The organism is Acetobacter estunensis (assembly GCF_019083805.1).
Classification (GTDB): domain Bacteria; phylum Pseudomonadota; class Alphaproteobacteria; order Acetobacterales; family Acetobacteraceae; genus Acetobacter; species Acetobacter estunensis_A.
The window spans coordinates 1-21899 of record NZ_JAHRDV010000016.1; the positions used below are offsets into that span (position 1 = coordinate 1).

At 60.0% G+C, this 21899-nt stretch carries 14 protein-coding genes and 1 tRNA gene; 11 read left to right on the forward strand and 4 right to left on the reverse strand.

Going from position 1 to position 21899, the window contains the following annotated elements; translation table 11 throughout:
• From KUA11_RS14640 to KUA11_RS14655, 4 genes are all read left to right on the forward strand, one after another.
• The coding region (locus KUA11_RS14640; protein ID WP_217411557.1) for an efflux RND transporter periplasmic adaptor subunit at positions 1-624 on the forward strand (624 nt) is incomplete at its 5' end.
• Positions 625-631: 7 nt separating this feature from the next.
• Positions 632-3808: an efflux RND transporter permease subunit gene (locus KUA11_RS14645; protein WP_217411559.1), complete on the forward strand. Its 3177-nt coding sequence runs from the start codon at positions 632-634 to the stop codon at positions 3806-3808.
• Between the two features lie 45 nt (positions 3809-3853).
• Positions 3854-7171 (forward strand): efflux RND transporter permease subunit, encoded by a 3318-nt coding sequence (locus tag KUA11_RS14650; RefSeq protein ID WP_217411561.1) that lies wholly within the window; start codon positions 3854-3856, stop codon positions 7169-7171.
• 12 nt (positions 7172-7183) lie between these two features.
• Positions 7184-8737 carry an efflux transporter outer membrane subunit gene (locus KUA11_RS14655; protein WP_408744222.1) on the forward strand — a complete coding sequence of 518 codons (1554 nt, stop codon included), beginning with the start codon at positions 7184-7186 and terminating at the stop codon, positions 8735-8737.
• Between the two features lie 81 nt (positions 8738-8818).
• On the opposite strand, the gene KUA11_RS14660 is transcribed toward KUA11_RS14655, so the two are convergent.
• Positions 8819-9298 carry an Hsp20/alpha crystallin family protein gene (locus tag KUA11_RS14660; protein ID WP_254454964.1) on the reverse strand — a complete coding sequence of 160 codons (480 nt, stop codon included), beginning with the start codon at positions 9296-9298 and terminating at the stop codon, positions 8819-8821.
• A gap of 304 nt (positions 9299-9602) precedes the next feature.
• The gene (locus KUA11_RS14665; protein ID WP_217411567.1) at positions 9603-10589 is read right to left on the reverse strand and encodes a DMT family transporter; all 987 of its coding nucleotides are present in this window, start codon (positions 10587-10589) and stop codon (positions 9603-9605) included.
• Between the two features lie 418 nt (positions 10590-11007).
• On the opposite strand from KUA11_RS14665, the gene lptF reads away from it, so the two are divergent.
• From lptF to KUA11_RS14695, 6 genes are all read left to right on the forward strand, one after another.
• Positions 11008-12111 carry an LPS export ABC transporter permease LptF gene (gene lptF, locus KUA11_RS14670; RefSeq protein WP_217411649.1) on the forward strand — a complete coding sequence of 368 codons (1104 nt, stop codon included), beginning with the start codon at positions 11008-11010 and terminating at the stop codon, positions 12109-12111.
• Position 12112: 1 nt separating this feature from the next.
• Positions 12113-13234, forward strand: coding sequence for an LPS export ABC transporter permease LptG (gene lptG, locus KUA11_RS14675; RefSeq protein ID WP_217411569.1), 1122 nt, complete (start codon positions 12113-12115; stop codon positions 13232-13234).
• A gap of 84 nt (positions 13235-13318) precedes the next feature.
• Positions 13319-15646: an LPS-assembly protein LptD gene (locus tag KUA11_RS14680; protein ID WP_217411571.1), complete on the forward strand. Its 2328-nt coding sequence runs from the start codon at positions 13319-13321 to the stop codon at positions 15644-15646.
• Between the two features lie 88 nt (positions 15647-15734).
• Positions 15735-17129, forward strand: a complete 1395-nt coding sequence (locus KUA11_RS14685; protein WP_217411573.1) for a peptidylprolyl isomerase — start codon at positions 15735-15737, stop codon at positions 17127-17129.
• 10 nt (positions 17130-17139) lie between these two features.
• On the forward strand, positions 17140-17967 hold the full coding sequence (gene rsmA, locus KUA11_RS14690; protein WP_217411575.1) for a 16S rRNA (adenine(1518)-N(6)/adenine(1519)-N(6))-dimethyltransferase RsmA: 828 nt from the start codon (positions 17140-17142) through the stop codon (positions 17965-17967).
• 76 nt (positions 17968-18043) lie between these two features.
• Positions 18044-19012 (forward strand): D-2-hydroxyacid dehydrogenase, encoded by a 969-nt coding sequence (locus KUA11_RS14695; RefSeq protein WP_217411576.1) that lies wholly within the window; start codon positions 18044-18046, stop codon positions 19010-19012.
• Between the two features lie 9 nt (positions 19013-19021).
• On the opposite strand, the gene KUA11_RS14700 is transcribed toward KUA11_RS14695, so the two are convergent.
• Both KUA11_RS14700 and KUA11_RS14705 read right to left on the reverse strand, forming a co-directional pair.
• Entirely contained in the window at positions 19022-19855 is an 834-nt protein-coding gene (locus KUA11_RS14700) for an RlmE family RNA methyltransferase (RefSeq protein ID WP_217411578.1), read from the reverse strand.
• A gap of 42 nt (positions 19856-19897) precedes the next feature.
• Positions 19898-21124, reverse strand: coding sequence for a Ppx/GppA phosphatase family protein (locus KUA11_RS14705; protein WP_217411580.1), 1227 nt, complete (start codon positions 21122-21124; stop codon positions 19898-19900).
• 171 nt (positions 21125-21295) lie between these two features.
• Between KUA11_RS14705 and KUA11_RS14710 the strand changes: the two genes are divergently transcribed.
• Positions 21296-21369, forward strand: a tRNA-Gln gene (locus tag KUA11_RS14710).
• The last annotated feature ends 530 nt before the right edge of the window (positions 21370-21899 follow it).

Below are 21899 nucleotides of genomic sequence, written 5' to 3' on the forward strand. Positions count from 1 at the left end.
ATCACGGCCCCTGTGGACGGGCGCGTGGGCATCCGCGCCGTGGATCGCGGTAACTATGTCACGGCGGGACAGTCAGGTGGTCTCGCCATCCTCACGCAGATGCAGCCGATCTCGGTCATCTTCACGCTCCCGCAGGACCAGCTTGCTCAGGTGGCGGATCGCCTGCGCGCCACCGGCTCTTTGCCAGTCGATGCATGGAACAGTTCCAACACGCAGAAAATCGCCTCCGGTGCCGTCAGCGTGCTCGACAGCCAGATCGATACAGCCACAGGCACCGTGCGCCTGCGCGCCATTTTCCCAAATCAGGACGAACATCTCTTCCCCAATGAGTTCGTCAATGCTCGGCTGCTGGTCGATACGCTGCACAATGCCATCATGGTTCCCAACAACGCGCTTCAGACCGGCCCCAACGGACAGTTCGTCTATGTCGTGAAGACCGACAGCACGGTCGATGTCCGCAATGTCACTCCCGGCATCACGGATGGCACTCAGACCGTGATCAGCACGGGGTTGGTGGCAGGAGACCGGGTCGTCACGGACGGCACCGATCATCTGCGCGCAGGCATCAAGGTGACGATCCCGGACGACAAGACGTCCACAAAGCCTTCCCAGCCCGCGAACTGAGCCGCCCGTGAATCCGTCACGCATCTTTATCGAGCGCCCGGTCGCCACCACGCTCCTGATGTTCGCGATCATGATAGCCGGCCTGCTCGGCTATCATTTCCTGCCGGTCTCAGCCCTGCCGGACGTGGAATATCCCACGATCACGGTGCAGACCTTCTACCCCGGCGCGGGGCCAGACGTGATGGCCACATCCGTCACGGCGCCACTGGAAACGCAGTTCGGCCAGATGCCGGGCCTCGACCAGATGACGTCGCGCTCTTCTGGCGGCGCCTCGGTCATCACCCTGCGCTTCGGGCTGTCCATGTCGATGGATATCGCGGAGCAGGAGGTGCAGGCAGCCATCAATCAGGCCAATTCGCTTCTGCCCACCGACCTGCCCGCCCCTCCGATCTACGCCAAGGTGAACCCAGCTGACACGCCCGTCATCACTCTTGGCATCACGTCCAAGACCATTCCGCTGCCGGAAGTGGAAGACTACGTCGATACGCGACTGGAACAGAAGATCAGCCAGATCTCGGGCGTGGGACTGGTCACACTCTCAGGCGGCAACCGCAAGGCCATCCGCGTTCGCGTCAACATTCCCAAACTGACATCCTTCGGCGTCGATCTGGACACGTTGCGCACCACCATCGGCAACGTCAACGTCAACTCTCCCACTGGCACCTTCGACGGCCCCACACGAGCCGCCACCCTGCGCGTGGACGGACAGATCGCTGGCATCGATCAGTTGATGAACCAGATCATCGCCTATCAGAACAGCGGGCCGGTGCGCATCCGCGATGTGGCGTCCGTGGTCATCGGAGCGGAAAACTCGCAACTTGCCGCATGGGCCAACACCACGCCCGGTCTTGTACTGAGCGTGCAGCGTCAGCCTGGTGCGAACGTCATCTCGGTGGTGGACAACATCAAGGCCACGCTGCCGCAGCTTCGCACGTCCCTACCGCCCGGCATCGACATCGTGCCGCTGACTGACCGCACGACGACCATCCGCGCCTCTGTCGCGGACGTGGAGCTGGAACTGTTTCTGGCGCTCGCTTTCGTCGTGGCCGTGATCTTCCTGTTCCTGCGCAACATCCCGGCCACGATCATCCCCAGCCTGTCGGTACCGCTCTCCATCATCGGCACCTTTGCCGTGATGGACCTGATGGGTTTCTCGCTCGACAATCTCTCATTGATGTCGCTCACCATCGCCACAGGCTTCGTGGTCGATGATGCCATCGTCATGATCGAGAACATCTCTCGCTATATCGAAGCGGGCGAGGACCGTATGGCAGCCGCCATACGCGGCGCGGGCGAGATCGGCTTCACCATCATCTCCCTCACCATCTCGCTGATCGCCGTGCTCATCCCGCTGCTGTTCATGGGCGACGTTGTGGGCCGCCTATTCCACGAATTCGCCGTCACGCTGGCCATCACCATCATCCTCTCCGCCGTGGTGTCGCTCACACTGGTGCCGATGATGTGCGACCGGATGCTCTCCGAACGTCCGCATGATGTGAGCACGGCCCGCACGGCCTTCCAGCGCTGGTCGGCACGGATGGAAGTGGCCACCAACCGGCTGATCGCAGGGTATGACCGCGCGCTGGACGTGGTGCTGGCCCATGAAAAGACGACGCTGACCATCTTTGCCGCCACATTGCTGCTGACAGGACTGCTCGGCTGGCTGATCCCCAAGGGCTTCTTTCCCGTTCAGGACACGGGCGTGCTTCAGGGCCTCTCGGTTGCCGCGCAGTCCACCTCCTTCGAGGCCATGAAGCAGCACCAGCAGGAGCTTGCCCGCGCGATCCTCAAGGATCCCGACGTCACCTCGCTGTCGTCTTTCGTAGGTGTGGACGGTCAGAACGCGACGCTCAATCAGGGCCGGTTCCTTATCAACCTCAAACCCCATGACGAGCGCTCCGTTACAGCGTCGGAAATCGCCACACGGCTGTCACAGGAAACCGCCAACATTCCGGGCATCCAGCTTTATGCCCAACCGGTACAGGATCTCTCGCTCGATACCAGCATCGCCGCCACGCAATACCAGTTCCTGCTGGAAAATCCGGATTACAACGCCTTCAAGACATGGGTACCGAAATTACTCGAAGCCCTGCGCAAGGAACCCGCGCTGGCCGACGTAACATCCGATCTTCAGGCGGAAGGGCTGGTCGCCCGTCTGACACTCGATCGCTCGACCGGCGCACGTTACTCCATCACGCCGCAGACCATCGACAATGTGCTCTATGACTCGTTTGGGCAGCGGCAGATCTCAACGATCTATACGCAGTCCAACCAGTATCGCGTGATTCTTGAAGCCGATCCGGCCTTCCAGACGTCTCTCGGCTCACTCAACCAGCTCTATCTTCCCGGCATTTCCGGCAATTCGGGCGAGAGCACATCCGGCCCCACACGTTCGCCCACCTCCGGCCTCGTGCCCATGGCGGCCGTCACGACCGTCACCCGCGAAACGGCCCCGCTGGTCATCACGCATTTTGGCCAGTTTCCCGCCACCACCATCTCCTTCAACGTGACAAGCGGCTACTCGCTGGGACAGGCGACTGACGCCATCCAGCGCGTGGAGAAAAAGCTGGGCCTACCCTCAGCCTTCCAGACCTCGTTTCAGGGAACGGCCGCCGCGTTCCAAGGCTCGCTGAGCAACGAGCTTTTCCTCGTCGCGGCAGCATTGGTCGCGGTCTATATCGTGCTGGGCATTCTCTATGAGAGCTTTGTCCATCCCGTCACCATTCTCTCTACCCTGCCTTCGGCGGGTATCGGCGCACTGATCACACTGTGGATCGCAGGTGCCGGTCTGGACGTGATGGGCATCATCGGCCTCGTGCTGCTGATCGGCATCGTGAAGAAAAACGCGATCATGATGATCGACTTCGCGCTCGAAGCGGAGCGCGAGCACGGCATGTCCTCCCTTCAATCCATCCGACAGGCCGCGACACTGCGTTTCCGTCCGATCCTCATGACCACGCTGGCCGCCATGCTCGGCGCGCTGCCGATGGTCATCTCCAGCGGAACAGGCTCGGAACTGCGCCGCCCGCTGGGGCTTGCCATCATCGGCGGATTGGCCGTCTCGCAGTTGCTCACGCTATTCACCACACCGGTCATCTATCTCGCGCTCGACACGCTGGCCGCCAGATGGCGCGCGCGCTTCGCCACACACCATGCCTCTGGCCCCGCTCCGGATCAGGGTTGATCTCATGTGGCGGCTGATGAAAACCGCAACGCGAAAGTTACGGACATGAGTCCGTGCCGCCTCTTTATCGAACGACCGGTGGCGACCACGCTGCTGACCGTAGCCCTGTTGATCTTCGGAATGCTGGGCTATCGCTCCCTGCCGGTGGCGGACCTGCCCAACGTCGATTTTCCCGTCATCATGGTGCAGGCCCAGCAGCCCGGCGGCTCGCCCAACGAAGTGGCAAGTTCGGTTGCCGCACCGCTGGAACGCAGGCTTGGGCAGATCGCGGGCCTGACGGAGATGACGTCCCAGTCCTCCCAGAACCAAGTGCGGATCATGCTCCAGTTCGCGCTGGACCGGGACATCAACGGCGCGGCACGCGACGTGGAGGCCGCCCTTCAGGCCGCGCATGCCGACCTTCCCTCATCGCTGCGCCAGAACCCGAGTTACAACAAGGCCAACCCCAACGGGGCGCCCGTTCTCATTCTCGCCCTCACCTCTCCCACCCGCACGCCCGCCGTGCTGTACGACCTCGCAAGCAATGTGCTCCAGCAGCATCTCTCGCAGGTGAACGGCGTGGGCATGGTGCAGATCTCGGGCAGCGCCCTGCCCGCCGTACGGGTGGAGATGAATCCGCTGATGCTGTTCCAGTATGGCATCGGCTTCGAGGACGTTCGCGCCGCGCTGGCCTCGGCCAATGCCCATACGCCCAAAGGCGTGATCGACCAGAACGGCTTGCGCTTCACGCTCGACACCAACGATCAGGCGCGATCGGCTCAAGCCTATCGTGACCTCATCGTGGCGTACCGCAACAACCGTCCGGTGCGCCTGTCCGACGTAGCGAAAGTGAGCGATGGCGTGGAAGACGTTCGCAATGCCGGGTTCTTCAACCAGCAGCGCGCCGTCATCGCTGTCATTTTCCCGCAGGCCGGCGCGAACGTCATCCACACGATCGACGACATCCGCAGCCAGTTGCCGCATCTCAAGGAAGCGCTGCCTGCGGATGTAGCGCTGCATGTGGCGCTCGATCGCTCCCTGACCATTCGCGCCTCGCTGGAGGACACGCAGGCCACGCTCATTATCGGCGTTGTGCTGGTGGTGCTTGTGACGTTCGTCTTTCTGCGCTCCGTGCGCATGACGCTCATTCCCGCCATTGTCGTGCCGACATCCATCATCGGCACCTTCGGCGTCATGCGGCTGCTGGGCTTTTCTCTCGACAACATGTCGCTCATGGCGTTGACGGTCTCAACCGGCTTTGTCGTCGATGACGCCATCGTGGTGCTTGAGAACATTGCCCGTCACATCGAGGCCGGAATTCCGCCGCGTGAAGCCGCATTGAAAGGCGCGGAAGAAGTGGCCTTCACCGTCATCTCGATTTCAGTCTCGTTGATTGCGGTGTTCCTGCCCATCCTGCTGCTTGGAGGACTGGCCGGTCGCCTTTTCCACGAACTGGCGATGACGGTTTCCGTCACCATCGTCATCTCCATGCTGCTCTCGCTTTCGCTCACCCCCATGCTCGCTTCGCGCATTCTGCGTCCGGGTATGGCACCGTCCGCATCTGCAACATCGGGCGGATGGCTGAAGCGTTTCTTCACTGCCATCGGAGCCTTCTGCGCGCGCATCATCACGCGAACCGAGAACGCCTATGCCCGCTCACTGGAAATAGCCCTACGTCATAACCTGCTCGTGCTTCTCACCATTCCCGCGACCATCGGGCTCTCGGTGGCGCTGTTCATGGCCATGCCCAAAGGCTTCTTCCCGACCGAAGACACCGGAATGCTCATGGGACACCTGATGGGCGATCAGTCCATTTCCTTCGGCGCGATGACGCAAAAGATCGATCAGGTCGAAAGCGCCATTCTCAAGGACAAGGAGGTGAGCAGCGTGGCCGGTTTCGTCGGTGGGCGTGGCTCCTCCAATCAGGCTAGCCTGTTCCTCCAGTTGACCGACAAGAGCGAGCGGGGACCGGCGGCCTCCCTGATGCTGCGGATCGCCCACCGGCTGCGCACTCTAGTGGGGGCGCAATTCTTTCTCATGGAACCGGGCAGTGTGCGAGCTGGCGCACGACAGGGCAACGCGTCCTATCAATATACGCTGCAAGGTGATTCCGCGCCCGATCTGTATGCATGGACGCCGAAACTGGTGGCGGCCTTACGCAAACATGCCGAAATCCTCGATCTTTCGACCGATGTACAGCAAGGCGGCGAGTCCATTGTCACGAAGATTGATCGCGACACCTCCGCGCGGCTGAACATCACGCCTCAGCTTATCTCCAATGCGCTCTACGATGCTTTCGGACAACGCTCGGCCTCCGTGATCTACAACACACTCAACCAGTATCATGTGGTCATGGTGGCCGAGCCCTCCTTCTGGCGCGATCCCATCACCATACGGCAAATGTGGGTCAGTGCTTCCGGCGGCACAGCCAATGGCGGCACGGCATCGAACACCATTCGTGTCGTCACCTCCAGTTCCTCGGAAGCAAGTTCAGCCAGTAGCGCCACAGCGACCGTTAGTTCCCAGAACTTCCGCAACCAGATCGCCAACCAATTGGCGGGCGGCACTTCGACATCCACCGGCTCTGCGGTCTCCACTGGTCGTTCCACCATGGTGCCGCTGACTTTCATCACCGACATCACCCATGCCCGCACGGCGCTGTCGATCAATCATGACGGCCAATCGGTGGCGAGCACCATTTCCTTCAACCTTGCCAAAGGCGTAGCGCTCAGCCGAGCCGTCGCCATCATCAACGAGGAAACCGTGGGTCTGCACATGCCTGCGGGCATCCATGGCAGCTTTGCGGGCAATGCCGCGCAGTTTCAAAAATCGGTCAACGATGAGCCGCTGCTGATCCTCGCAGCACTGGTCGCGGTCTATGTCGTGCTGGGCATCCTCTACGAAAGCTACGTCCATCCCCTCACCATCCTCTCCACCCTTCCCTCAGCGGGAGTGGGCGCGCTGCTGGCGCTGCAACTGTTCGGGGAAGATTTCTCACTGATCGCAATGATCGGCGTGATCCTGCTGATCGGCATCGTGAAGAAGAACGCCATCATGCTTGTGGATTTCGCCATCCACGCCGAGCGTGAGGAAGGCCACACACCGCTTGAAGCCATCCGCACAGCCTGCCTTCTGCGTTTCCGCCCCATCATCATGACCTCACTGGCGGCGGCTCTCGGTGCATTGCCTCTCGTTTTCGGTAACGGCTACGGCTCCGAGATGCGCCGGCCGCTGGGCATCGCGATCGTGGGCGGGCTGCTGGTCAGTCAGGCGCTGACGCTCTACACGACGCCGGTGATCTATCTCACCCTCGACCGGCTTGCCCTGCGGTTGCGTCGCAGGTTCCATCGCCCCACTCTCCACGCCACACCCCAGGACGTCTGACGCGGAATGAACATGCTGCCTCCTCGCTTCCCACGCCGCGCCGCTCTGCTGCTGGCCCCGCTCGTGCTGGCTGGCTGCATGGTCGGCCCCGATTACAAGCGGCCCAGCGCGATCATCTCGCCCCAGTTCAAGGAACTGCGGCCGGCTCCGGGCTGGGACTATGCCAAACCCGCCTTGGCGGAACTGCCCAAAGGGAAATGGTGGGAGATCTATAACGATCCGCTTCTCAACAGTTTCGAGGAAAAGGTCGCCATCAACAACCAGAACGTGGCGCAATACGAGGCGCGCTATCACAACGCCCGCGCGACGATCAACGCCATCCGTGCGCAACTTTTCCCAACCCTGAGCGGCTCTCTCAGCTTCAACCGCAATAGCACCGGACGCGGCTCGCGCAATGCATCCTCAGGCGTACTAGTGAACTACGGGACCGATTCCACCACCACATCCTACACACCTTCCAACTCGACAGAGACCACCTATGGGATGGGGCCGACAGCAAGCTGGGATCTCGATCTGTGGGGCAAGATCCGTCGCCAGATTCAGGCGCAGGTCACCGAGGCTCAGGCAAGTGCTGCCGACCTTGCCAATGCCACCCTGTCCTATCAGGGCGAGCTGGCGACCGCGTATTTCAATCTGCGTTATCAGGACAGCCTGAAGGAACTGCTGCACCGCAACGTACTGTTCTATGAACGCTCCTATCAGATCACCAAAAACCAGTATGACGCAGGCGTCGCTTCTCCCACGGACGTGCTTCAGGCCAAGACGCAGCTTGAGCAGACCCGCGCGCAGGAAATCCAGACAGGCGAGACACGGGCGCAGTATGAACATGCCATCGCCGTGTTGATGGGGGAGGCTCCCGCGTCTCTGACCATCGCACCGGGCAGCCTCACACGCACCATTCCACCCATCCCCGTGACCGTACCGGCCGCGCTGCTTCAGCGCCGTCCCGACATCGCTGCGGCAGAGCGGCGGATGGAAGAATACAACGCGACGATCGGCGCTGAAATCGCGGCATTCTATCCCGATGTCCAACTCACCGCGTCCTACAGTTATAGCGGCGATCCGGTCGGAGCACTCGTGCAGGTCGCCAACCGCATTTGGTCATTGGGTGCCGCCGCGACCGAGACCATTTTCGAGGGCGGCGCGCGAACAGCCGCCGTGCGGGAAGCGAACGCGAATTATGATTCCTACACAGCCGCCTATCGCCAGACGGTGCTGAGCGCTCTTCAAACTACGGAAGACAATCTCTCAAATCTGCGCATTCTTGCCGACCAGGCCGCGCAGCAACAGATCGCACTCGATGCCGCCAACAAGGCGGTCACAGTGGCGATGAACCAGTATCTGGCAGGCACCGAAATCTACACGACCGTCATCACATCCGAAGTGACGGCGCTTTCCAACGCGGAAACGGTGCTGTCCATCCAGCAAAACCGTGTGCTCGCCTCGGTCAATCTCGTGCAAGCCCTTGGCGGCGGATGGGATGCCTCCTCCCTGCCGTCGAAGAACTCTATGCAGAAAGACAATCCTTTCCTGCCGGAATTCATCCAGCCCGATACGAACAAATGACCGAAAACCGGAGTGTCATTGCACTCCGGTTTTCCAGCCTGTTTTCCATTTTGCCCATCATCGGGATGGGCGGAAACGAGCTTACGACTGGATAGCGATCGTACGTTCCGCAGGCTTGATCTCTGCCTTTCTGGGCAGCGTGATGGTCAACACGCCATTCTTGAGAGCCGCCGTAATCTTGTCCGCATCAGCATCCTCCGGAATGGCGAAAGCATCTTCAAAAGACGCAAACGCACGTCCCGCAACATGCTGTTTCGTGCCTTCCGGCACTTCCGGCTTCTTCTTCTCGCCACTGATGGCAAGCGTTCCGCCCGATGTGGAAAGCTTGATATCTTTTTCCTCGCAGCCGGGCACTTCGATACTGATTGTGTAGCCTTTGGCGTCTTCCGTCACATCCGTAGCGCCAATACGCATACCTTTGGCCTGCGCCGGATCTTTGAAATCATCGAACAGCCGAACCATCTGGCGTTCCAGCACAGTGAAAGGATCCGCCACGCGCACGACCCCACCCGGAACACGAACGAACTGTGAGCGGCCATTGGGATTGGTGTTGCTGGTCATGTCATCTTTCCTCTGATGAACTCCGTTCTCTTTCATCGAGAAAAGAACAGAGTTCCTGATTTTCTCAGGTGTTTCCCGAAATCCCTTTCGGTGAAAGCCACGGCTTCATTCGGCATCAGAGAGAACGGAACTTCCTTGATCTTTATCAACTCATATTTGTGATCGACTGCCGATCACGCAAAAAAGACTTACCCGGCAGAGCGTTGAGCGAAAAATCCCGATGCGGGAAGCAGGCATTCGTTTTCGTTTGCTTTTATTGAAAGATGTCAGTCCCCATATCGAAAAACTTGCATCGACCCTTTCTCTAAACAGGCGGCTCCAGCGGACAGGATGCGTTCTCCGGAAAGGGTACAGCCTTCGGAGACGCGGCTACAGACTGGCCTTTTCGACGCATGCGACCGTTTACGAGCACGATCCCCACCATGACGAGCGCGCCGCCTTCGAGAAAGGATCGATCGAGCACTTCATGCAAAACCACGACACTCGCCATCACCCCAAACAGGGGCGTCATGAACGATAGCGCTCCCAGCCGGGATGCAAGATAGACCCGTAGTAAAGAGAACCACACAAGGAGCGTGAGAATCGAAACGATAAAGGTCTGAAACACCAAACTGCTTACCAGCAACGGCGTTACCGTTACCTTCATCTGACCTGTCAGTCCTGCCGCGATCAACAGCAGCACAAATGCTCCCGCAAGCTGACACAGAAGCATGACGGTTGCGGGAGCACTTGCCAGTCGTGGCGAGAACCGGATGATCAAAGTCGTCAGCGCCCAGGACACGCCTGCGCCAATTCCACAGAGATCGCCAATCCACTCTTGGTTTCCACTGCCTGACGGCATCCCGGTGCCACGACCGACGAAGGAGACCACAATGCCCAGAAACGCCAGCCCAATACCAATCCACTGCCGCGAACCCAATCGCTCTTCAGGCAGGCGCAGATGCAGTCCGAGAGCGATAAAAACGGGCGCTGTATAAAGAAAGATCGACATATGAGCGGCGCTGGTAAACCGCAGCCCTTCACCCACCAAGAGAAACTCCAGCGCAAAACACAGACCTACCGCCAGCGCTGGAACGCGCGGGATTTCATACAGCGCATGCCCCTCCCGCCGCACCACCACCAGCATACCCACCACTACGGCGGCACCACCCGAGCGGACGGCCGCCTGAAGAACAGGAGCCATGTCCAGCGCCACCGCTTTCATCGCGACCTGCTGAAAGCCCCATACTGCGCACAGCAGGGCCATCACGATCACGACCCGCGCGTCAATTTCCTTTCGTTCATTCATCATTTCGTCCGCTCGGGTTGGGCGCATAACGGCACACGTCAATGTCTGGCGGCATTTCCTACGGTGTGATGATTTCTGCAATCCACAAAATGCTTACATGATCCAACAAAAATACGTGCATTGGTGACGGCACGACATCACGGATTTTCTTCTGTTTCACTGTCACCTGCAGACGAGACTATTCCGTGGTCACTCAGCGTTTCAGGACGTTACAAGAACGTTTGCCGTTCCTAGGGAGCAAGGAGTAGAGAGAAGGCATGATCTTCTCTCGCCCCTACAACCGTGAAGTGCCTGCGCCCACTCCAGAACGGCGTCGCACCGAGCCTGCCGGGTCACCGCAGCAAGCGGCCGAAAAAGATCGTTCCCCCTGTCGTGTCAGGATCAGCCTTCCGTGCTGAGACTTACGACGCTCGATCGTTATATGTTGCGCCAGCTTGTCTTTGCCCTCATCGCGACGACAGGCGGCCTTGCGGCCCTTATCTGGCTCACCCAATCCCTGCGTTTTGTCTCATTGGTGGTGGGACGCGGTCTGTCGTTGCGCGTCTTTCTGGAACTGACGAGCCTCATGGTCCCGTCCTTTGTGGCGGTCATTCTGCCGATCACGACATTCATCGTGACACTGTTCATCTCTCAGCGGATGGCGGGAGACAGAGAACTAACGGTCATGCGGGCGGCGGGTCTTTCCCCTTTCGCACTGGCCCGACCGGGGATGCTGTGCGCCACGGCTTCCATGCTCCTCACGTTCCTGCTCAATCTGTGGATCGTGCCCACGTCGTATCATGACTTCCGGCAATACGAGTTCCAGATACGCAACAAGATGGCGGCTTTCCTGTTGCAGGAAGGCGTCTTCACGAAAGTCTCGGATGTGCTGACGGTCTATATCCGCCAGCGCGAACACAGTGGCGCGCTCCGTGGCATCATGATCGAGGACGACCGCGACCCGCGCAACCGGGCTACCATTTTTGCCGAACGCGGCACCATGCTGATCGTCAACGATCAGCCGCGGGTCGTGCTTTATGATGGCTCACGGCAGGAAATCGATCACAGCACCGGTCGGCTGACCCTGCTCCAGTTTACCCGCAACACGGTCGATCTCACCTCCGGCAAGAGCGAGCACGAGCGTTCCCTCGATGCTGCCGAGATGTCGCTCAAACAGCTTTTCTCACCAGATCCGACACAGGTCAGCGCCCGTGATCGCGGCAAACTGGCCGTGGAAGGATGGCGTCGCCTCACCACGCCATTCACGGCGTTTTCCTTTGCCATGGTCGCACTCGTGGCGATCCTGCGCGGCGCCTTCTCGCGGCACGGCAACATTCTGCGTCCCCTGTCGGCCGTGCTGACAATCGTGGGTCTGCTGGCGCTGAACCTGCTTCTCCAGAATCTCGCCGGGCGCAACATGGCGCTCATCCCTCTTATCGTGGTGGAATCCATCCTGCCCGGCCTGATCTGCGCTGTGCTGCTGTTCTGGCCTGAAATCCGGGCGGCGCGCGAAAACCGCGCCATCGAACTGTGGCGCCGTAACTGACATGTCCCTCTCCACCATTCCCGTCACGCTCTCTCTCTATCTCGCACGACAGTTCATTTTCTCCGTGATGGCTATGACGGCCTCGCTGACGGGGATCGTCTGCCTGTTCGATTTCATCGACCTTCTGCGCCGGGTCGCGACCAAGCCGGACGTCCCCACCAGTCTGGTCACAGAGATCGCGGGGCTTCATGTCCCGTTCTTTTTCATGGAAATCATGCCATTTGGTGTGCTGCTGGGCGGCATCGTGTGTTTCTGGCGCCTCACGCGCACCTCCGAGTTGATCGTCGCGCGCGCAGCCGGCATCTCGGCATGGCAGTTTCTGGCAGCCCCTCTGGCCTGCGCCATGTTTCTCGGAGCGCTGACGACGGCCGTCATCTCGCCGCTTTCTTCTTCGATGTATGCGCAGGCGGAAGCGCTCGACGGGCAGTATCTCAAATCCGATGGCGGCCCGCTGACCATGTCGGGGACGTCATTGTGGCTGCGGCAGCTCGATACGGAGATCGATCCGCGCGGTGTGGCGATTCTGCATTCACGCGATGCTCATCTGAACAGTGGGATTTTGGCGATTCACGACATCAGTGTCTTTCGAGTGGATCATGACGGGCATATGATCCTGCGCATCGAAGCTCCGTCCGGCGTGCTGGAACCGGGACGCTGGCGGCTGGATGGCGCACGCGTTCTCAGGCCCTATGAACTGCCCGAAGCTCCCTCGACCTTCTTTTTGCCCACGGATCTGACACTCGATCGCGTGCAAGAAAGCTTCGCCTCTCCCGACACGCTTTCGGTCTGGGCGTTGCCGAAATTCATCCGCATGCTTGAGCGGTCCGGCTTTTCATCGATTCGCCATCGCATCCATTTCGAATCTCTTCTGGCGCTCCCCATCCTCGCCGGGACGATGACATTGGTGGCGGCGGGCTTTTCCATGCGCCCAACCCGTCGCGGCGGTGTCACACAGATGATCGGATCTGGTGTGGCGGCAGGTTTTCTGCTGTTCACGGTCTCGAAAGTTGCGGAACAATTTGGTAATTCGGGTGCGCTGCCGCCCATTCTGGCCGCCTGGGCGCCTACCGGGGCTGGCCTGTGTCTCGCTGTTTCGTTGCTGCTTCACCTGGAGGACGGCTGATTGCCCTTTCCCGCCCCTCGTTCATGCCGCATGTCCGCGCGCCGCGTCCGGCGCGCGCTCGCCGCATGGATGCGACATAAGGGTATGTCGGGTCACGTCCGTCGCACCTCAAACGAGAGCGGACGGCAGGCCCTCTGGCTTGGGCTGGGAATTGGCGCGGCATGGGGTGTACCTGCTTTTTTCGCAGACAAAGCGCACGCGCAGTTCGTCCCCACACCGTTGCATGTCAACACAGGCAGCACAAAATCGTCCAGCCACGAACCCGCGACTTTTCAGGCGGATCATGTGAGTTATGACGATCACGCAGGCGTCGTGACATGGACTGGCAATGTGCAGGTCTGGCAGGCCGACCACATCCTGCGCGCCGACAAGATCACCTACGACCGCAATACCGGCCTGATCGCCGCCAGCGGCAATGTCGCCTCAACCCAGCCGGACGGGTCTGTTCTGTTTTCGCACTACGCCGAACTGACAGGTGACATGCGTGACGGCATCATGACCCAGGTCCACGCCCTGTTGCCCGAAAACGCCAAACTTGCCGCCAACGGCATGCGGCGCACGGGCGGCAAGCTCAACGACATGTCCCGGGCGGTGTACACGGCCTGTGAAATCTGTAAGAAAAATCCGGCCCGCGCTCCGTTCTGGCAATTGCGTTCCTATGACGCCACGCAGGATCTGCAACACCAGCGCATCGATTTCCGCGATGTCTACATGGACATTCTCGGCGTTCCGGTGATGTATCTGCCTTTTTTCTCCATCACGGACCCATCCGCCAAACGACACAGTGGCTTCCTGATGGCGGGCATCACACCGCATGACCGTTATCTGGGCACCTATTTCACGATCCCCTACTACTGGGTGATCGACGATCAGTCCGACATTACGCTTCAGGCTCTGATCGCCACAAAGACGGGACCACAGCTCAGCGCGCAGTATCGCAATCGCTTCAACTTCGGGCAGTTGAGCATTCTGGGCGGCATTGCCTACGATACCAACAGCCATCACGGCTATACGAACGACTTTGGCGATTCGGTTGGCTCCCAGAATGACAAAGGCATTCAGGGTTATGTCTTTGCCAAGGGCATGTTTTCGATCAACCGCACATGGCGCGCCGGCTTCAATGTCCGATTGGCAAGTTCAGCCAACTACATGCGCGATTACCGTATTCAGGGATATGGCTCGGACACCCTTAACTCGGACGCCTTCATCGAAGGTTTCGGCACGGGAGCCTATTCGCGCCTCGATGGACAGTTCTATCAGGGTCTGAACCAGGGCGTGATCCGCAACAGCGATCTGCCGTTCGTCCTGCCGCATTATCAGTACAGTTTCCTCTCGCAGCCCGATATTCTCGGCGGTCGCTTCTCGGTCGATACGCAGGACTTCAATGTCTATCGCTCGACCGGCGCGCGCGATCAGCGTGGAGAGGTGCAGTTGAACTGGAACCGGCCTTTCCGCAGCAGTTGGGGGCAGAAGTTCCTGTTCACCGCCCGGCTGGATTCCATGATCTACCGTGGCACCCATCTCTATCAGCAGCCGAATTATTACCGTTACGCCAAGACCGCGACAGAAGGTCAGGTCGTGCCCACGCTGGCCATCAAGATGAACTGGCCCTTTCTGCGGACCTTCGACAAAGGACGCGGCACGCAGATTCTTGAACCCATCGTGCAGGGTATCTGGGCCCCCAACATGGGCGATGGCGCGGACCGGAACATGCCCAATGAAGACAGCCTGAGCTACGAGTTCACCGACTCCACGCTTTTCGCGCTGAATCGCTTTCAGGGCACAGACCGCATTGACGGCGGTCTGCGCGCGAATGTCGGCATCCATGGAAACTGGACATGGAACGGGCATGTGGTGGACGTGCTGGTCGGTGAGAGCTTTCAGGAGCACATCCAAAAGGATCGTATTCCCTACTCCGGCCTGAACCATCACCTGTCGGATGTGGTGGGCCGCGCCCGTATCGAGCCGACCCAGTATTTCAGCGTGACCGGTCGCGCCCGTGTCGATCCCAAGACCGGCCGCGTGAATTTCGGCGACGCTCTGTTCAGCCTCCACGGCCCGCATTTCGGCATCAACGGCGGCTACCTCTACGAGCCGGTGACGCCGTATTACTACTACGTCAACGACTACCGGCAGGGGAATCCGCCCTCTGTCTATTACCAGCGCACAAGCGAAATCAGCGGCGGCGTCTCCACCACATGGGCGAACTGGCATGCCTCGGGCTTTGCGCGGCGCTCCCTTTCGCGCAAGGAATTTGTCTCACTGGGCGGTGACGTGGGCTATCAGAATGACTGCCTCGGGCTCGACGTGATGTATATCAAGCAATACACCCGTATCGGTGGACAGAGCCGTCATTCCACCGTCCTGTTCACGCTTTCGCTCAAGACCATTGGGGCGTTCGGCATCAAGTAAGCCGCAATCTTTCTTCCATGGCTTCAAAAGCGGAGAGCCGGGAGATAGAACAGAGGCCCAGACAGCCGTAGGTGAGAGATCAAGCCGCATGCGAACCAGCCCTTTCCTGACAGGTTCTGCCATAGCCCTGATGGCCCTGTCCGGTTCGTTCGCCGGTCAGGACGTCTGGGCGGCAACCCGTCACCATGCACCCGTCACACAAAGCGCCGAAGACCCGCTGGATAGCGACGATGACGGGCAGAGTCCGGCTGGCAGCGACAAAGCCCAGGCCGATTCCGGGCAGCAGGATGTCATCATTGCCGTCATCAATGGAATTCCGCTGACAAAGCGTGACGTGGACAATCGTGGCAAGCTCTTTGCCCTGTCCACGGGCTTGCCCATCAGCGAAGACATCATGAGCCGTCTGCGTCCGCAGATCGTACGTCAGATGATTGACGAGCGGTTGCGCACGCAGGAGATTCTTTCCCGCCACATCAATGTCACCCCTGAACAGATCGCCGACGCCATCAAGGGGATCGAGAGCCGCAACGGCATGCCACCTAACGCCCTACGCGACCGGCTGGCGCAGGATGGCGTGTCTCTGACAACGCTCATCGACCAGATCCGTGTCCAGATCGGCTGGACGCAGGTGCTGCGGCAGGAACTGGGGGGTAAGGCGCGCATGACCTCGCAGGAGATCGCGCAGCGTCAGGATGCTCTGCGCAAACAGGAAGGCCGTCCGGAATATTTCATCAGCGAGATTTTCGTTCCGGTTGAAGATCCTCGCCATACCGAGACGGAACTGAAGTTCACCCAGACCATCATCGAGGAACTGCGCAAAGGCGCTCCCTTCCCGATCGTCGCCGCCCAGTTCTCACAGGCGCAGAGCGCGCTCGATGGCGGCTCTCTGGGCTGGGTGCAGGAAGACAGCCTCGATCCGGAAGTCGTGGCCATTGTGCGCCAGATGCCCGAAGGCGCCATTTCCAACCCGATCCGTGTAGCGGGCGGCTACGTAATCGCGACCGTCAACGGCAAGCGCATTATTGGCCATCAGCCCGGCACCCTTCTTCAGATGCGTCAGGCGTTCGTTCCTTTCACGGAGCGCCTGAATCCTGAGCAGCCAACGGCCCAGCAACGGCAGGCTCTGGAAAAAGCCGTACACATCACCCAGACAGCCCATAGCTGTGACGAACTGGCGGCTGCCAACAAGGAACTGGGCGAAGTCCGTCCCTCCAATCCCGGTGAGTTGCAGCTCGAACGCCTCAATCCGCAGATGCAGCAGATTCTCAGCACGCTGCCACCCGGCAAGCCGACGCGTCCGCTCGTCTCGCTCGACGGCATCGACATTCTCATGATCTGCTCGAAACAGACCAAGAACTTTGCGGATCGCACACCCAGCGAACTGGCCGACCAGCTTCTCAACGAGCGCGTGGAGCAGACGGCCCGGCAGCTTGACCGCGATCTGCATCGCCGGGCGGTGATCGACATCAGGTCGAAGTCCTGAGGCGCCCCATATGAGCGTGGTGCGGGAACCGCTCGCCTCCGTCATCGCGCGGCACGATCTCGCCGCGCGTCATGCGCTCGGCCAGCACTTCCTGCTGGACCCCGGCATTACGGAACGCATCGTCGAACTGTCCGGCCCGCTGGCGGGTCGTCATGTGGTGGAAGTCGGCCCCGGCCCCGGCGGCCTCACCCGCGCGTTGATCGACAGTGAAGCCGCTTCCATCCTTGCCGTGGAGGTCGATCCGCGCGCTGTCACTATCATCGATGAACTGGCCACCGAAGCGCCGGAACGACTGCGTCTGATCGAGGCTGACGCCACAACTCTCGATCTCACCACGCTATGCCCCGCTCCGCGCCGGGTAATTTCCAACCTGCCCTACAACGTCGCCACCCCTCTGCTGGTCGGCTGGCTTCGGCAGGCGGCGGCATGGGAACGATTGACCCTGATGTTCCAGCTTGAGGTAGCGGAGCGCATCTGTGCAGCCCCCGGCACCTCAGCCTATGGACGTCTGGGGATTCTTGCCCAGTGGTGTGCCCGTTGCGAGTCGATCATGCGCCTGCCCCCGGGCGCTTTTTCTCCGCCTCCCAAGGTGTGGTCCGCCGTCGTGGAGATCACGCCCCATGCCGAACAACCATCACCGGAACTGTTCCGCGCCATGGAAAAGGTGACGGCCGCCGCCTTCGGCCAGCGCCGCAAGATGCTGCGCGGTTCGCTCAAGAGCATCGGCGGGGAGAAACTTCTAGCCGCCGCCGATATCGATGGCGCGCGTCGGGCGGAAACGCTCGATGTGAGCGAATTCGACCGGCTGGCCCGCATCTTCCTCGCACAGGGAACCTGACGCACGTTCCGTTCTTGAATGCGTGAGCATTGTGCGCCCCAATGAAGGCACATGGTTACGAGGAAGGACAGAAAACGTGGACAACCGGAGCGAAGACCTCCCCACCATTGTCGTGGCGCACCCTTATCTCGATGTGAAATCGTTCATTGACGCATGGGACACTCCGCCGCCGTGCCTGTGGGCACGCAGTCGGAACGAACTGCTGGAGATGCTGCCTCAAGCAGACATTCTCGCAACCATGACGTGGTGGGAGCCGCGCTACTTCTCTCTCGCGCCCCGCTTGCGACTGGTACAGGCCATGTCATCGGGCACCGATCAGTATGATCCTGCCGATTTTCGGGCTCATGGCGTCCATCTTGCCAGTGCCCGGGGCGTCAATGCCAATGCCGTGGCGGAACATGCTCTGGGGCTTCTGCTGACCCTGTCACGTCGCCTGCATGAAGCGCGGGACGATCAGCATGGTCACATCTGGCCAAAACTATATCAGGAAGCCGCGACACGCCGTCAGGAACTCTCCGGCAGCCATGTCGTGGTGGTGGGCTTCGGCGCCATCGGCTCCCGGCTGGTTGCTTTCTGCCGTGCGCTCGGCATGAAAGTGACAGTGGTGAGACGCAATACTTCTGTCTCACTCGGGCCCGACGTTCAGGTCGTCAACGACAGCGCCCTGCCCGATGTCATTGGTAATGCGGACCATGTGGTTCTCACCTGCCCCGCCACCCCCGAAACACAGGGATTGCTCAACCGCAACATTCTACAGCGCATGAAACCGACTGCCACCCTCGTCAACGTGGCGCGTGGTTCCGTCGTCGTGGAAGCCGACCTGATTGCCGCTCTCCAAGAAGGAAAGCTGGCAGCCGCAGCGCTGGATACATTTGAGAAAGAGCCACTCCCCGCCACGTCCCCGTTGTGGGACATGAAGAATGTCGTCATCACGCCTCATGCCGCAGGTGACACAGTGGCTTACGAGCAGCGTGTGGCCGACATTCTGCGCGAAAACCTGCGCCGCCTCGAAAGAGGTGCGGACCTTGTCAATCAGGTGGCGTGAAAGCCTGCCTCACCACCCGCGCTCGCGACGCAATTCCGCCAGATTTTCTGCCTGAAAGCCCGTTGCGACCACATACAGTTCGCTGGACCCCTTGCGGCTCGCAGGGGGCTTGGCGTGCCGAACCGAGCGAAAAACCTTTTTCATCGGATCGAGCATCTGTTTCTCAGAGCCGCCCTGAAAAACCTTTGCAACGAAACCACCGCCTTCGGCCAGCACATCGAACGCGAATTCGAGCGCGCCTTCGGCCAGAGACAGGATGCGCACATGATCGGTCGGCGCATGACCCGTAGTGTTCGGCGCCATGTCGGACAGCACTAGGTCGGCCCGTCCCCCCAGCATCTCGATCAGCCGTGCAGGCAATTCAGGGTCCGTGAAATCCCCTTCGATGATTTCCGCGCCCGCCACGGGCTCGACCGGCAACAGATCCACGCCCACGACATGCGCGGCCCCTCTCTTGACGGCAACCTGCGTCCAGCCGCCGGGGGCGGCTCCAAGATCCACCACCCGTTGTCCGGGCTTGAGGAGATGAAAGCGGTCATCGAGTTCAATCAGCTTGAACGCCGCACGAGAGCGCCAGCCCTGCTTATGTGCCGCCTGAACATAGGGATCGTTGAGTTGCCGTGTCAGCCAGCGCTGCTGCGCCGTGGTCTTGCCATGAGCCTTGCGCAGCGTGACTGTTTTCGCCCGCACGGATTTGGGCGCAAGCGCATCGCTTTGCCCGGTCATCTGCCCCGGCTTCGCCTTGCCCGTGGCCGCCCGCCTACCCGGCACGCGCACCGCCGGGGTGGCGCCTGCCGACGCCTCGCGTTTGGAGGAACCTGAAGAGGGCGTTTTTGATGTCACAGTGTGAAAAACCTCGGTTACGACAAAGGATGAAGGAACGCGTCAGAAGGAAGACTGAAGAGTGCCCTGCGTCTGCTCGCGCATCATCCGCAGGATCATCCCGTCCCGCAAGCCCCGGTCTGCCACGATGACGCTTGTAGGCCATTGCGAAAGGAGAGCCTCGAAAATGGCGCATCCCGGCATGACATGGGTTGCCCGCTCCGCCCCGATGCAGGGATGCACACGCATTCCCTCCATTCCCATACGGTGCAGACGGGTGATTGCACGCTTCGCACTATCTACCCCGAGGCAATAGCCATCGACCGCGCAACGGGTATAGCGTGGGAGATCCAGATCGAGACTGGCCAGCGTGGTCACGGTTCCACTCGTGCCGACCACCCGCACCCGCCCAGCCTGAAGCTGAGCGTGGATATCGTGACGATGCTCAAACTCTGCCAGATGCTCGCGCACCTTTGCCACCATGGCGCGATAGACACCGGGACGACGGTTGGGAAAGAGGTCCGCAAGTGTCATCACACCCAGAGGAAGGCTGAGATAATCCACCATCTCGTGGCGCAAACCGTCCTCGCCTAACCGCACCCACGCAATTTCCGTGGATCCACCGCCAATATCGACAAGCAATCCCCACTCAGGTCCATCCGTCTTTGCGGGGGTTCCCATCTCGACCCTGCATCCCGGCGCCGCATGGGCGAACAGGAGTTCACGGCATCCTTCTACGGCAAGTTCCGCTTCTTCCCGGGCTGAGATGATCTCGAAAGCCAGCCCCGTCTCTTCACGCACCCGCGCAAGAAAACCCTCTCCGTTGACTGCCCTGCGGCACGCCTCCGTGGCCACAGCTCGCACGCGGGTCACGCTGTGACGAGTCAGTCGTCCCGCGCAGATACGCAGCGCGCCCAAAGTCCGCCCCATCGCCAGTTCGTCAAGCGCACCTGACCGGGTCAACCCCTCTCCCAACCGAACGATCCGGCTGTAGCTGTCCACCACCCGAAAACGGTCGCCTGCGGGCTGTGCCAGCATCAAGCGACAATTATTGGTGCCCAGATCGAAGGCTGCAAAAACCTCGCCTTCTTGCGTTCTTCCATGACGGGTTGACGTAAAACGCTGCCCCTTACCGGACGTAGCCGCAGAGAATGAACGTATCTGTGCCATATCATGAACGGCGGCAGACGCCGCCCCACCGGCAGGAAACGCCGGGAATACGCCGGGGAGAGCTGAAGGTGGCGCCTCCGAAGAGTTCTGGCTCCGGAGACTGGCACCGGAACGGTCCATTGTCTGGGTCTTTCTGCATGAGGCAATTTTGTGACGATAGTCAGGGAAAACCCTCATATGGGCAAGTCGAAATGCAGTTCCGCGAAAAAAACTGACCAAAGGGGATTGTGCCCTACGACACCGGGTGCTATTCCGCCGCTCACCGACGGAACACGGCTTCCGATCCCCTGCTGGGGGATAGTTTAGCGGTAGAACTACCGGCTCTGACCCGGTCAGCCCTGGTTCGAATCCAGGTCCCCCAGCCAACACACAAAAGCCCTTGAAAATCAATCACTTAAGAACCAGAAAAAACCCAATATGGGGACAAACTCGGAGACATTCTAAGTCGTTTCCGGTTCGTCGTCTGGCATATTCTGATGCGTTTAGCGTATGGCGTTATGTGATTTTAACGCTTGATTTATCCAGACTTATGATATCCGCGAATATGATTGACTGAACACAAAAAACGGCGGATATCTACCGTTTTTGTCTGTTTTCGTATTTTGTAAATTTTTCTGCGAACCTACTTTTATATATGTGAGGCCCTCGCCTCACATGACTGGCCGGGATGAAGCTGGCACACCTGCTTCTGTCAAAACTCTGTGGATAGTGGCTCTTCCGACGCGGTGGATTTTTGCCAGTTGACTAATTGTTTTCCCGGCAAGGAAAGCGGAAACGACTTCCTGCCTTGTTCACCTGCCCCTTGTCGGTCTGTGTAAAAGTTTCTGGGGCATACGTTTCTGGAAATTCAGAATCGTGAACAAAAACAGTGAATTATGTTGGTGCGAACTGCGGG